At 65.9% G+C, this 13,426-nt stretch carries 14 protein-coding genes and 1 tRNA gene; 10 read left to right on the top strand and 5 right to left on the bottom strand.

Translation table 11 applies throughout. The annotated features are described in order from the left end of the window. Positions 1-160 (bottom strand): FAD-dependent oxidoreductase (locus tag DID96_RS32495; RefSeq protein ID WP_124603310.1); only part of this gene is annotated, 160 nt, incomplete at its 3' end. Between the two features lie 178 nt (positions 161-338). Here DID96_RS32495 and DID96_RS32500 point away from each other — a divergent pair. Together DID96_RS32500 and DID96_RS32505 are read left to right on the top strand one after the other, a co-directional pair. Then, on the top strand, positions 339-1,115 hold the full coding sequence (locus DID96_RS32500) for an SDR family oxidoreductase (RefSeq protein ID WP_124603311.1): 777 nt from the start codon (positions 339-341) through the stop codon (positions 1,113-1,115). 32 nt (positions 1,116-1,147) lie between these two features. After that, positions 1,148-1,579, top strand: coding sequence for a thioesterase family protein (locus DID96_RS32505; protein ID WP_124603312.1), 432 nt, complete (start codon positions 1,148-1,150; stop codon positions 1,577-1,579). A 66-nt stretch (positions 1,580-1,645) separates the two neighbouring features. Here the strand turns inward: DID96_RS32505 and DID96_RS32510 are convergent, their stop codons facing one another. Then, the gene (locus DID96_RS32510) at positions 1,646-2,191 is read right to left on the bottom strand and encodes a PAS and helix-turn-helix domain-containing protein (RefSeq protein ID WP_124603313.1); all 546 of its coding nucleotides are present in this window, start codon (positions 2,189-2,191) and stop codon (positions 1,646-1,648) included. Between the two features lie 226 nt (positions 2,192-2,417). Between DID96_RS32510 and DID96_RS32515 the strand changes: the two genes are divergently transcribed. Next, a complete protein-coding gene (locus DID96_RS32515; RefSeq protein WP_124603314.1) occupies positions 2,418-3,122 on the top strand; it encodes a CoA transferase subunit A in 705 nt (234 codons plus the stop codon). A gap of 1 nt (position 3,123) precedes the next feature. Next, positions 3,124-3,765 carry a CoA transferase subunit B gene (locus DID96_RS32520; RefSeq protein WP_124603315.1) on the top strand — a complete coding sequence of 214 codons (642 nt, stop codon included), beginning with the start codon at positions 3,124-3,126 and terminating at the stop codon, positions 3,763-3,765. Positions 3,766-3,891: 126 nt separating this feature from the next. Here DID96_RS32520 and DID96_RS32525 read toward each other — a convergent pair whose 3' ends face one another. From DID96_RS32525 to DID96_RS32535, 3 genes are read right to left on the bottom strand one after another with little or no spacing between them, the layout of a single operon-like run. Next, entirely contained in the window at positions 3,892-4,608 is a 717-nt protein-coding gene (locus DID96_RS32525; protein WP_124603316.1) for an SDR family oxidoreductase, read from the bottom strand. A gap of 45 nt (positions 4,609-4,653) precedes the next feature. Continuing rightward, positions 4,654-5,667, bottom strand: coding sequence for a polysaccharide deacetylase family protein (locus DID96_RS32530; RefSeq protein WP_124603317.1), 1,014 nt, complete (start codon positions 5,665-5,667; stop codon positions 4,654-4,656). 10 nt (positions 5,668-5,677) lie between these two features. Then, positions 5,678-6,235, bottom strand: coding sequence for an ester cyclase (locus tag DID96_RS32535; RefSeq protein ID WP_124603318.1), 558 nt, complete (start codon positions 6,233-6,235; stop codon positions 5,678-5,680). 137 nt (positions 6,236-6,372) lie between these two features. On the opposite strand from DID96_RS32535, the gene DID96_RS32540 reads away from it, so the two are divergent. From DID96_RS32540 to thrS, 6 genes are all read left to right on the top strand, one after another. Then, positions 6,373-7,281 carry a LysR family transcriptional regulator gene (locus tag DID96_RS32540; protein WP_185732440.1) on the top strand — a complete coding sequence of 303 codons (909 nt, stop codon included), beginning with the start codon at positions 6,373-6,375 and terminating at the stop codon, positions 7,279-7,281. Positions 7,282-7,438: 157 nt separating this feature from the next. Continuing rightward, entirely contained in the window at positions 7,439-8,344 is a 906-nt protein-coding gene (locus DID96_RS32545) for an alpha/beta fold hydrolase (RefSeq protein ID WP_124603320.1), read from the top strand. 71 nt (positions 8,345-8,415) lie between these two features. Next, positions 8,416-8,769 carry a RidA family protein gene (locus tag DID96_RS32550; RefSeq protein WP_124603321.1) on the top strand — a complete coding sequence of 118 codons (354 nt, stop codon included), beginning with the start codon at positions 8,416-8,418 and terminating at the stop codon, positions 8,767-8,769. Positions 8,770-8,808: 39 nt separating this feature from the next. Next, the gene (locus DID96_RS32555) at positions 8,809-11,049 is read left to right on the top strand and encodes a bifunctional (p)ppGpp synthetase/guanosine-3',5'-bis(diphosphate) 3'-pyrophosphohydrolase (protein ID WP_124603322.1); all 2,241 of its coding nucleotides are present in this window, start codon (positions 8,809-8,811) and stop codon (positions 11,047-11,049) included. An 89-nt stretch (positions 11,050-11,138) separates the two neighbouring features. After that, a tRNA-Val gene (locus tag DID96_RS32560) sits at positions 11,139-11,215 on the top strand. A 268-nt stretch (positions 11,216-11,483) separates the two neighbouring features. Beyond that, entirely contained in the window at positions 11,484-13,391 is a 1,908-nt protein-coding gene (thrS, locus tag DID96_RS32570) for a threonine--tRNA ligase (RefSeq protein ID WP_124603323.1), read from the top strand. The last annotated feature ends 35 nt before the right edge of the window (positions 13,392-13,426 follow it).

A 13,426-nucleotide genomic window follows, 5' to 3' on the forward strand; every position in this document is an offset into this window, starting at 1 on the left:
TCTCGAGCACGCACACACCGATCTCGGCGCCTTTCTCGGCGGCGAGCTGCTTGAGCCGGATCGCCGCGGACAGCCCGGCAGGGCCGCCGCCGACGATCACGACGTCGTATTCCATCGATTCGCGCGGACCGTATTGCTCGATGAGGCTTGCGGGGGTCATTGGCGTTCCTCTAACCGTTAGAATGCTTTTATTCGGGAGCGTATTGTCTGCGAAACGAAACGCTTGCCGCAACAGAATGCGGATAGATTAGCACGACCGTTCTATTTTTCGTGCTAGGGTTATGCCGCATGGGCCGTGCTTTCCGGGGCGGTGACATAACGTCGAAAGGGGATGTGCAATGGGTCGGTCGATCAATCTGGAAGGCAAGGTCGCGCTGGTGACGGGCGCGTCGAGCGGACTCGGCCAGCGCTTTGCGCAGGTGCTGTCGCAGGCCGGCGCGAAGGTCGTGCTCGCGAGCCGCCGCGTCGAACGGCTCAAGGAACTGCGCGCGGAGATCGAGGCGGCGGGCGGTGCCGCGCACGTGGTGTCGCTCGACGTCACCGACGTGCAGAGCATCAAGGCCGCGGTCGCACACGCCGAGACGGAAGCGGGTACCATCGACATCCTCGTGAACAATTCCGGCGTATCGACGATGCAGAAGCTCGTCGACGTGACGCCCGGCGATTTCGAGTTCGTGTTCGACACCAACACGCGCGGCGCATTTTTCGTCGCGCAGGAAGTCGCGAAGCGGATGATGATGCGCGCGAACGGCAACGGCAAGCCGCCGTACCGGATCATCAACATCGCGTCGGTGGCCGGCCTGCGGGTGTTTTCGCAGATCGGCCTCTACGCGATGAGCAAGGCCGCGGTCGTGCACATGACGCGTGCGATGGCGCTCGAATGGGGGCGCCACGGGATCAACGTCAATGCGATCTGTCCGGGCTATATCGATACCGAAATCAATCATTACCTGTGGGAAACCGAGCAAGGCCAGAAGCTGCAATCGATGCTGCCGCGGCGGCGCGTCGGCAAGCCGCAGGATCTCGACGGGCTGTTGTTGCTGCTCGCGGCCGACGAGTCGCAGTTCATCAATGGCTCGATTATCTCCGCGGACGACGGCTTCGGCCTCGCCTGACTGGATGACCCTGAGTAACGAAGAAGACTGCAATGAGCGATTACACCCCCGTTTTTGAGATGTCGATGCCGATCCGCTGGGGCGACATGGACGCGTTCGGACACGTGAACAACACGGTCTATTTCCGTTACATGGAACAGGCGCGGATTTCATGGTTCGAGCAGCTTGGCATCGCAGGCGGAAACGGCGAGGGGCAGGGGCCGGTCATCGTCACCGCATCGATGGAGTTCCTCAAGCAGCTGCACTATCCGGGCGACGTGATCGCAAGGATGACGGCCGCGAAGCCGGGGCGCAGCAGCTTCGACACGGGTTTCGAGCTGACCCGCGCGGACGACCCGAACCACCTGTACGCGCGCGGCCAGGCGCGTTGCGTATGGGTCGACTACGCGCTCGGCAAGTCGGTGCCGATGCCGCAAATGCTGCGTGACACGATCGAGCTCGCGTTCGCAGCGAAGGTCGGCTGACTCGCCTGACATTCCGGCCCGCCGGTTGCGCGAATTGCCGCGAGAGCCGGCGCGCCTGCGCGCCGCTCACTGCCCGAGCAGGCGCTGCAGCAGCTCGGCCGTATTTCCCGTCCCGTATTTGCGCATCAGCCGTGCGCGATAGATGTCGACCGTGCGCGAGCTGATGTCGAGCACGCGGCCGATCTGCTTGCTCGTCTTGCCGGTCGCGAGCTGTGCGGCGATTTCGCGCTCGCGCGGCGTCAGCTCGACCGCGACCCGGCGCGTCGCGCTCAGGTCCTCGAACGTCCAGACGCCGGCCGCGAGCGGCGCGCTGCGGTCGAGCGCGCGGCCCGTCACATGGCACCAGAACAGTTCGCCATCCGCGCGCTTCATGATCCGGTCGTCCGCATAGGTGCCGTTGGCGGCCATTCCCCGCGAAATGCGCTCGCCGATCCGCTGGAATTCGTCCGGCGACGGGTAGAGCACCTCGTATGACTTTCCGATCAGGTCGGCCCGCGCGCAGCGGAAGATCGCCGCGACCGCGTCGTTGCAATCCTCGATCACGCGGTCGCGCGACATGACGAGGCCGATCGGCGCGAGATGGAAGGCGGTCTGGTAATCGAGAGCGGTCATGGACGCGGGTGGACGGTGCAATTGCTTATGTATTTTTGCGTATTGTGCCGCAACCGCGCTGCATCGTACCCTTTCAGGCATCTCGCGGCGCTTGCCGCGGTATAAAAAGAAGCGCGTCGTCACGGCAGGCTTCGCTCGCCGTGCATAGAATGATGCGGCGGGCTCGCGAGCCACGCCGGCGCGCGAACCCAGATTCGCTGGTTTCCATAGAGGAAGGGACATACTGATGAACAAAGTCTATCCAGGCGCGGCTGCCGCGCTGGAGGGGATCGTCCGTGACGGGCAGACCTTCGCGGTGGGCGGCTTCGGCCTGTGCGGCATTCCCGAGGCGCTGATCGCTGCGCTGCGCGATTCGGGCGTCAAGGGCATCACCTGCATCAGCAACAACGCGGGTGTCGACGGCTTCGGTCTCGGCCTGTTGCTGGAAACGCGCCAGATCAAGAAGATGATCTCGTCGTATGTCGGCGAGAACAAGGAGTTCGAGCGCCAGTACCTGGCGGGCGAACTCGAGCTGGAATTCACGCCGCAGGGCACGCTCGCCGAGAAGCTGCGCGCGGGCGGCGCGGGCATCCCCGCGTTCTTCACGAATACGGGCTACGGCACCGTGATCGCGGAAGGCAAGGAAACGCGCCAGTTCGGCGACCGCCATTACGTGCTCGAACCGTCGCTGACGGCCGATGTCGCGCTCGTGAAGGCATGGAAGGCCGACAAGTCGGGCAACCTGATCTTTCGTCGCACCGCGCGCAACTTCAACCCAATGTGCGCGATGGCGGGCCGGATCACGGTCGCCGAGGTGGAGGAGATCGTCGAGAACGGCGAACTCGATCCGGATCAGATCCACACGCCGGGGATTTTCGTGCAGCGGATCGTGCTGAACGCGACGCCCGAGAAACGCATCGAACAACGCGTCGTGCGCGCGAAAGGAGACTGACATGGCTTGGAATCGTGACCAGATGGCCGCGCGCGCGGCGAAGGAACTGCAGGACGGCTTCTACGTGAACCTCGGCATCGGCCTGCCGACGCTCGTCGCGAACCACGTGCCGGAAGGCGTCGAAGTGTGGCTGCAATCGGAGAACGGCCTGCTCGGCATCGGCCCGTCGCCGACCGAAGACGAAGTCGACGCCGACCTGATCAACGCAGGCAAGCAGACCGTCACGACGCTGCCGGGCTCGTCGATCTTCTCGTCGGCCGACTCGTTCGCGATGATTCGCGGTGGCCACATCAACCTCGCGATCCTCGGCGCGATGCAGGTCAGCAAGAGCGGCGACCTCGCGAACTGGATGATTCCCGGCAAGATGATCAAGGGGATGGGCGGCGCGATGGACCTCGTCGCAGGCGTGAAGCGCGTCGTCGTGCTGATGGAGCATGTCGCGAAGGGCGACCAGCACAAGATCCTCGACGAATGCAACCTGCCGCTGACGGGCGTCGGCGTGGTCGACCTGATCATCACCGATCTCGGCGTGATCGAAGTGACGCCGGCCGGCCTTAAGGTCGTCGAGCTCGCCGACGGTGTGACCGTCGACGAGATCCAGGCGAAGACGGGTGCGCCGCTCGATGTAAGCGCGATCGCGTAAGCCGCAATCCCATAAGCCTGTGCGCGCCTGGCGCACCCTTGGGCGCCCCGCATTCCAGACGGAATGCGGGGCGCTTGTCTTTCGGGTGCACGGAATGAGCGGCCGCGGCACGGGCAACGGCGCGCGTCACGCAATCGTGCCGCCGCCGTCGACCAGCACGGTCGAGCCGGTTGCGTAGGGCGTCGTCGCCAGATAGACGATCGCGTTCGCGACGTCGTCCGGCCGGCCGACGCGGCGGGCGGGCAGGCGTTGCGCGGCGTTTGCGAACAGTGCGTCGCGCGCGTCGGGGGCGAGCTTGTCCCACATCGGCGTCGCAATCAGGCCCGGCGACACGGTATTCACACGCACCGGCGCCAGTTCGAGCGCGAGGCCGCGGGCGAGCGCTTCGAGCGCCGCGTTGATCGCGCCTTGCAGCACGGAGGACGCGCTCGGCCTCGCGCTGAGGAAACCCGACACGAACGTCAGCGAGCCGCCCGGCGCGATATCGATCGCGCGTGCGATGCGATACGCGCCCCAGAACTTGCTGTTCATCGCGGCTTGCGCGTCGTCGAACGGCAGCGACCGTACCGGGCCGGCGGCCGTGCGGGCGGCGGAGATCACGACGTGCTCGAACTGGCCGGCCCGCGCGCAGAACGCGTCGACGGCCGCGGTATCGGTGACGTCGAGCGTTTCGCGGCGTATCGGGCTGTCGGGTGAGGCCGCGACGGCGGTCGCCTTGTGCGGGTCGCGCGACGCGATTGTCACGGTCGCGCCGCGTTGCGCGAAGGCTTGCGCGGCGGCAGCGCCGATGCCGGAGCTGCCGCCGACGACGAGGACTTTCCTGCCGTTGAGTGAGTCGTTCATGATGGTCGGTTCGGATGAGGGGAGCACATGAGTGGGTGCGTTCACTCAGATCGTTTCGGTTTCGCGCAGCGTCGACGGGCTGCTCAGCGCGTAGCGCGCGATGTCGTTCTTGCGCATGAAGGCTACGCCCGGATGCGACCGGGCGTAGCGCAGGAACGTGTCCCACGCGCGCACCATCTGCGGCGTGCCGCTGATCCGGTCGTGCGCGCTGATCGACATCAGCCTGCGCCGTTGTCCGGCTTCCGCGTACAGCTGGTCGAAATCGAGCTTGATCTGTTCGAGAAACATCGACGGCGAATAATTGCGGCCCTCGATCAGCAGGATGTCGTTGTTGCGCAGCGTGTACGGCACGACTACGAAGTCGCGTCCGTCGACCGCCTCGATGAACGGCTCGTCGCGGCTGACGTCATCGATGTGATAGACGTAGCCGAGTTCCTGCAGCAGCGACAGCGTGTTCGGGCCGCGCCGCAGCCAGTTGCAGTTGTAGCCGATCGGCCGCTGGCCGGTCGCGGCTTCCACCATGTCGCGGGCGTCGAGCAGGAAGCGCCGCTCGTCGTCGCGGCTCATCGCGAATTGCGAGCGCCAGCTCGGCCCGTGCGCCGAGGCCTCGTGACCGCGCGCGACGATCTCGCGCGCCAGCTCGGGGCGATGCCGCGCCGCTTCGCCGATCATGTGCGACGTGACCTTGACGTCGTGCCGGTCCCACAGGTCGAGCAGGCGCGGGATGCCTTCGCGGTAGCCGTACGCGAACCAGGTGCCGGACGCGAGATCGGCGGGCACGGACGGCGGGAACGCGACGGGCGGAAACGGGCTGTCCGCACCCTTGGGCGGCTGGCCGCCCGCTTCGAACTGCATCGAGATCGAGATCACGAGGCGGATGGTGTCGGGCCAGAACGGTCCGGCGCCGTGCGGGGTGGACGGCGCCGTGCGGGCGGTTGCGGCGCCGGCCGGCGTGGCGGCCGCGCCGAGCGCGAGGCCGGCGGCCAGCCCCGCGCCGGCGCCTGCCTGCGCGAGAAACGTGCGTCGTCCGGGGTGCATCGAGGGATCGATGGTCGTCATCGCGGCACCCTCAGTTGGAGAGGCCAAGCTGGCGCATCAGCGTCAGGTTGTCCTCGATGTGCCAGTTGTCGGCGATGCGGCCGTCCGAGATCCGGTAGATGTCCGTCGCGATGAAGTCGACCGGCTGGCCGTGCCCGGCGGTGCCGTTGAAGGTTCCGGTGAAGTGTCCGCGAAAGTGCAGGTGAACGACGACGCGATCGCCGGCCACGATCATCTGCTCGATCTCGCAACGCAGGTCCGGCACCGCCGCACGCATCGTGCTGGAGGCGGCGATCGGGCCCGGCAGCCCCTGCGCGCGTCCGGCGGGCAGCGTACGGTCGGTGAAGTCGGGCGCGAGCGCCGCGCGGGCGAGCGCCGCGTCGCCGGTGTCCCAGAACGTGCCGTAGCGGCGCGCGGCGAGGATCTGCACGCGCGCCTGCGTGGCGGGCAGGCCGGCGGCGACCGTCAGGTCGCGCGGCGTGACGAGTTCGTCGGCTTGTGCGGCCATGGGCGGCAGAACGGCCGCGACCAGCGCGGCGGCGAGCAGGCGGCCGGTCAGGCGGCCGGCCGGGCGGAAAAGGGCGGACATCGGATTCTCCTGTTCGTGAAGTGGCGTCGGGTCAACGCGTGATGTCCATGGTAAGTTTCCGTTTTTGATGCAAATACGGGCTGATCGCGAATGGAATATTCGAAAATTGGAAAGGATGGCGCAGCGCAGGAGCCGTGGTGCTGATCGACGACCTGCCGGCGCTCGAAACCTTCGCGCGCATCGTCTCGGCAGGCAGCCTGTCGGCGGCCGCGCGAGAACTCGACCTGTCGCTGTCGGTGGTCAGCAAGCGGCTCGCGCATCTTGAATCGCGGCTCGGCGTGCGCTTGCTGCACCGGACGACGCGGCAGCAGACGCTGACCGACGAAGGCGAGCAGTTCCACGCGCAGGTGCTGCGTATCCTGGCCGAAATCGACGAGACCGAAGCGCTGATGCGGGATCGGCGCGGCACGGTGAGCGGCGTGCTTCGCGTGACGGCGCCGGGCGAGCTCGGCCGCCTGCGGCTTGCGCCGCTCGTCGCCGAATTTCAGCGGCTGCATCCGCAGGTGACGGTGCAGCTGATGCTGACCGATTCTGTCATCGACCTGCTCGCGCACGAAATCGACGTCGCCGTACGGATCGGCAGCCTGGCCGATTCGTCGATGATCGCGCGCGAGCTCGCGCCGAACCGCCGCGTGCTGTGCGCAGCGCCTGCGTACATTGGCGAGCATGGCGAACCGGCGCATCCGGGCGAACTGTGCCAGCATCGCTGCATCGTGATGGGCGAGCAGGCGCGCGCCAAGTGGCGGTTCAATGGCGACCGCGGCGCGGTCGAGGTCGAGGTGACGGCGACGCTGTTGACGAACGACGGCGGCGCGGCGCGCACGCTGGCGCTGTCGGGCGCAGGTATCGCGCTGAAGTCGATCTGGGACGTCGGTCCGGATCTCGAGGCGGGCCGGCTCGTCCGCGTACTGCCTGCGTATGCGGCGCCGGCCGCGCCGTTGCACGCCGTGTATCCGGGCGGGCGGCATCTTGCGTTGCGCGTGCGCGCGTTCGTCGATTTCGTGCGGGAGCGGTTGCAGGCCGAGTGGTGCTGGGGCGAAGGCTGATGCGCTGTCCGGGCACACGTGACGCACGTCCACGCGCTCCGTGGCAGCTCCTGGCCCGGCGGTGCGTCCCCTTGAGCGGAAGCGGTTTACAATCGACCGCATCGGGTGGCGCGCTGCTTGCGCCGCCGCGCAGCACCCGTTCGACAGGATGCCACCGATGCCAACAACCTCAGCGAATCACCTCGTTCCCCGCCAGCGGCGCGTGCAGTGCGCGAGCGTGGCCGGCCTTCACCATGTCGCCTACACCGAATGGGGCGACCCCGCCAATCCGCGCGTGCTCGTCTGCGTGCACGGACTGACGCGCTCCGGACGCGATTTCGATCGGCTCGCCGCGGCGCTGTCCGATACGTATCGCGTCGTATGCCCCGATGTCGTGGGGCGCGGCCAGTCGGGCTGGCTCGCGGATCCGAGGCACTATGCGATCCCGCAGTACGTCGCCGACATGGTGACGCTGATCGCGCGCCTCGACGTCGAAACGGTCGACTGGTTCGGCACGTCGATGGGCGGCCTGATCGGTCTGGCGCTCGCGGGGCTGCCGGGCTCGCCGGTGCGGCGGATGATCGTCAACGACGTCGGGCCGCGCATCGAGCCGGACTCGCTCACGCGAATCGGCGAATATCTCGGCGTGCAGCCGCGCTTTGCGACCGAGCAGGAGGGCATCGACTACCTGACATCGCTGTCGCTGCCGTTCGGCGCGCTGTCGGACGACGAGTGGCGCGAGATCAATGCGCCGCTGCTGCGCGCGCTGCCGGACGGCAGCTGGACGATGCGCTACGACCCGCGGATTGCGGAGCCGTTCAAGGCGACGACACCCGAACTCGCGGCGCTCGGCGAGGCCGCGCTGTGGCATGCAATCGAGACAACGGCCGCGACGCTGCTCGTCGTGCGCGGTGCGTCATCCGATCTGCTGTCGCGCGAGACCGTCGCCGAAATGCTGCGGCGTGGCCGGCATGTGTCGCAAGCGGAAATTGACGGCGCGGGCCATGCGCCCGCGTTCATGAGCGCCGACCAGATCGCGCTCGCGCGCGGGTTTTTCCTCGGAGAGGGCGCATACGCGTCATAATATGTGGTTCGGCGTCGCGCGGACCGCGTGGCTGCCGAACGCTTCACCCATTCATACAACCGGAACATTCCATGGCAGTTACTCGTCACCACGTCGGCGCACGTCTTTCCGAAACCGCGATCCACAACGGTACCGTGTACCTCGCCGGCCAGATTGCCGAAGACACCACGCAGGACATCGTGGGCCAGACGCGCGAAGTGCTCGGCCACATCGACCGCCTGCTCGCGGAAGCGAACAGCGACAAGGCGCATCTGCTGTCGGTGCAGATCTACATCTCCGACATGGTCAATTTCGCCGGCATGAACGAAGCGTGGGACGAGTGGGTTGCGCAAGGCAACACGCCGCCGCGCGCCACCGTCGAGGCGAAGCTCGCGGATCCCGCGCTGCTCGTCGAGATCGTCGTCGTCGCGGCGCAGCGGAGCTGAGCGTCGTATCGCGATGACCGCTTTCCGTCAGGCCGCAAGATGACCGTCGAATCCGTTTCCGCCAGCGCCGCGCCGTCGTTCGACGACGTGCTCGCGTTCGTGCGCGAGCACGCGGGCGACGTGCGTCTGTCGTCGGGCGAGTTGCTTGCCGATCACGCGGCCGGCACGGCAGCGATCATGGGCCGGTTGAACGTCGATCCGCCTGCCGTGCACGCCGCGGCGCTGTTCGCGCTGACGCCGCACCTGAGCGATCCGGAGCGCGAGCTCGCCGAGCGCTTCGGCGACGAGGTCGCGCGCCTCGTATCCGACGTGCGCAAGTTGTTGCGGCTCGGCACGGTCAGCCTGCGCGCCGCGCAAAATGCGGGTGCCGACATGGGGCGCGACGCCGCGGCCGCGCGCCGTGCGCAGATCGAAGCGCTGCGCAAGATGCTGCTCGCGTTCGCGCAGGACATCCGCGTGGTGCTGATCCGGCTCGCGTCGCGACTGCAGTCGCTGCGTTATTACGCGGCGGCGAAGGTCGATCCGCCGCCGGACGTCGCGCGCGAGACGCTCGAGATCTACGCGCCGCTCGCGAACCGTCTCGGCATCTGGCAACTGAAGTGGGAGCTGGAGGATCTGGCGTTCCGCTTCGAGGATCCGGTCACGTACAAGCGGATCGCGAAGCTGCTCGACGAGAAGCGCATCGAGCGCGAGGCGTATGTCGCGGAGGCGATCGGGCGCCTGCAGCGCGAACTGGCGGCCGCGCACATCCAGGCGGAGGTGAGCGGCCGGCCGAAGCACATCTACAGCATCTGGCGCAAGATGCGCGGCAAGGAGCTCGACTTCGCCGAGCTGTACGACGTGCGCGCGTTCCGCGTGATCGTGCCTGACATCAAGGATTGCTACACGGTGCTCGGCATCGTGCATCACCTGTGGCAGCCGGTGCCGAAGGAGTTCGACGACTACATTTCGCGGCCGAAGCCGAACGGCTACAAGTCGCTGCACACGGTCGTGATCGGCGACGACGGGCGCGCGTTCGAAGTGCAGATCCGCACCCAGGAAATGCACAACTTCGCGGAGTACGGCGTGGCCGCGCACTGGCGCTACAAGGAAGCGGGCGCACGCGGCTACGGCGGCCAGTTCTCCGCGAGCGACAAGTACGACGAGAAGATCGCGTGGCTGCGCCAGCTGCTCGCGTGGAAGGACGACGTCGAGGACGGCACCGGCGGCACCGGCGGCGCGGGCGGCAAGGCATGGGCGCAGTTGCGCGAGACGTCGCTCGACGACGATCACATCTACGTGCTGACGCCGCAGGCGCGCGTGATCGCGCTGCCGCAGGGCGCAACACCGGTGGATTTCGCGTATCACCTGCACAGCGAGCTGGGCCACCGTTGCCGCGGCGCGCGCGTCGACGGCGCGATGGTGCCGCTCAATACGTCGCTCGCGAACGGCCAGACGGTCGAGATCGTCGCAGTGAAGGAGGGCGGGCCGTCGCGCGACTGGCTGAATCCGCAGCTCGGCTACCTGAAAAGCCCGCGTGCGCGCCAGAAGGTGCGCGCGTGGTTCAATTCGATCGAGCACGAAGAGAACATCGCGCATGGCCGCATGCTCGTCGAAAAGACGTTGCAGCGCGAAGGCAAGACGTCGGTCAATCTCGACAACCTGGCAGCGAAGCTCGGCTTCAAGACGCCCGACGAGCTGTTCTCGGTCGTCGGCAAGGAAGAGTTCAGCCTGCGCAACGTCGAACATGCGTTGTCCGATGCGCCGCCGCCCGAGCCTGCCCCCGAGGCGCCCGCCGACTTCGAGAAGCGCAGCAGCGGCGCGAGCGTCGCACACGGCGCGTCGACCGGCGTGCTGGTGGTCGGCGTCGACGCGCTGTTGACGCAGCTCGCGCGTTGCTGCCGGCCTGCGCCGCCGGATCCGATCAGTGGCTTCGTCACGCGCGGCAAGGGCATGTCGATCCATCGCAGCGATTGCGAGACGTTCCGCCGGATGGCCGAGCGCGCGCCCGAGCGCGTGCTGCAGACCACGTGGTCTGCCGACGTGCTGGGCGGTCGTGGCGCGTCGGTGTACCCGGTCGACCTGATGATCGAGGCGACCGACCGGCAGGGGCTGCTGCGCGACATCTCGGAAGTGTTTGCGCGCGAAAAGCTCAATGTCGTCGGCGTGAAGACGCAGAGCCGCCGCCATGCAGCATTCATGCAGTTCACGGTGGAGATTTCGAATTCGGCGCAGGTGCAGCGTGCGTGCACGCTGCTTGGCGAGGTGCCGGGCGTCGTGCGGGCCGCGCGGAAAGCGTGAGGGGTTGATCTGGTCCGAAATGATTTTGCTGCAAGTGCATAAAAACTCTTGCCAACTGAAAATCAGCTCCTTATAATTTCAGCTTCTTCAGGCTCGTAGCTCAGCTGGTTAGAGCACCACCTTGACATGGTGGGGGTCGTTGGTTCGAGTCCAATCGAGCCTACCAACGAACAGGAGCATCCGGTTTTCCGGGTGTTCGGAGCAGTAAAAACTTAACGCGAACAAGGCGAATACGGTTATGACACCGCGAACGTTGACCGAAACCACTTCGGAGCGACGCTAGTCGAGGAACGTTTTCGCCCTTTCAGTTTAAGTGAAGTATCGAATGCGGCCCCTCGAAAGCGGGGCCGCATTTTTTTTGTCGCGAAATTTTCGCGCGTGACTTTCATCGCGTGCTTGGTCTGCCGCCCACTGTCGGCATCACGGAGATTGCTATGGTTTCGATACGCTTGCCTGATGGCTCAGTTCGACAATACGAGCATCCGGTGACAGTCGCCGAAGTGGCGGCCTCGATCGGTCCCGGTCTCGCAAAGGCTGCGCTCGGCGGCAAGCTCGACGGCGAACTCGTGGATACGTCCGCGGTGATCGACCGCGACGCGTCGCTCGCGATCGTCACGGACAAGGACGCCGACGGTCTCGACATCATCCGTCACTCGACGGCCCACTTGCTCGCCTACGCAGTCAAGGAGCTGTATCCGGACGCGCAGGTGACGATCGGGCCGGTGATCGACAACGGCTTCTATTACGACTTCTCGTATCACCGCCCGTTTACGCCGGAAGATCTGGAAAAGATCGAAAAGCGCATGCAGGACATCGCGAAGAAGGACGAGCCCGTGTCACGCCGCGTCGTGTCGCGCGACGAGGCGGCCGGATACTTCCGCAGCATCGGCGAGAAGTACAAGGCCGAGATCATCGAGTCGATTCCGCAAAGCGACGAGATCAAGCTCTATTCGCACGGCGGCTTCACGGACCTGTGTCGCGGCCCGCACGTGCCGTCGACGGGCAAGCTGAAGGTCTTCAAGCTGATGAAGGTCGCGGGCGCGTACTGGCGCGGCGACTCGAAGAACGAGCAGCTGCAGCGCATCTACGGCACGGCCTGGACGAAGAAGGAAGACCAGGATCAATATCTGCACATGCTCGAGGAAGCGGAAAAGCGCGACCACCGCAAGCTCGGCAAGCAGCTCGACCTGTTCCACATGCAGGAAGAGTCGCCGGGCATGGTGTTCTGGCATCCGAAGGGTTGGGCGCTGTGGCAGCAGGTCGAGCAGTACATGCGCCGCCGCGTGAACGAAGCCGGCTACCTCGAGATCAAGACGCCGATGATCATGGACCGCTCGCTGTGGGAAGCGTCGGGCCACTGGCAGAACTACCGCGAGAACATGTTCACGACGGAGTCGGAGAAGCGCGACTACGCGATCAAGCCGATGAACTGTCCGGGCCACGTGCAGGTGTTCAAGCACGGCCTGCGTTCGTACCGCGACCTGCCGCTGCGCTACGCGGAATTCGGCTCGTGCCACCGCAACGAGGCATCGGGTGCGTTGCATGGCCTGATGCGCGTGCGCGGCTTCGTGCAGGACGATGCGCACATCTTCTGTACGGAAGACCAGATCATTTCCGAGTCGATCGCGTTCAACCGGCTCGCGATGAGTGTGTACCAGGACTTCGGCTTCGAGCACATCGACATCAAGCTGTCGCTGCGTCCGGAGCAGCGCATGGGTTCCGACGAAACGTGGGATCGTGCTGAGCAGGGTCTGCGCGATGCGCTGACCGCATGCGGCCTCACGTGGGAAGAGCTGCCGGGCGAAGGTGCGTTCTATGGCCCGAAGATCGAGTACCACATCAAGGATGCGCTCGGCCGTTCGTGGCAGTGCGGCACGCTGCAGCTCGACATGATGCTGCCGGAGCGCCTCGGCGCCGAGTATGTCGCGGATGACAGCAGCCGCCGTCGGCCGGTCATGCTGCACCGGGCGATCGTCGGTTCGATGGAGCGTTTCCTCGGCATTCTGATCGAGCACCACGCTGGTGCAATGCCGGTCTGGCTCGCGCCGATCCAGGCAGTTGTGCTCAATATCGCCGAAAGTCAGGCCGAATATGCGCAGTCTCTGGCCCAAACGTTGCAAAAACAAGGGGTTAGAGTGACGGCCGATTTGCGCAACGAGAAGATTAGCTATAAAATACGCGAGCACACGCTGGAAAAGGTGCCTTATCTGCTCGTCGTGGGCGACAAGGAGCGTGATGCACAAACGGTAGCCGTGCGTGCCCGTGGCGGCGTCGATCTTGGCGTGATGCCGGTCGAAGCCTTCGTTGAGCGTCTGCAGGAAGACCTGCGTTCGTTCAAGTAACCGCCCTGGCAGCGCGGCTCGTTTTTTTAATTTTT

This window comes from Burkholderia sp. Bp8963 (genome assembly GCF_003854275.1).
Lineage (GTDB): Bacteria > Pseudomonadota > Gammaproteobacteria > Burkholderiales > Burkholderiaceae > Burkholderia.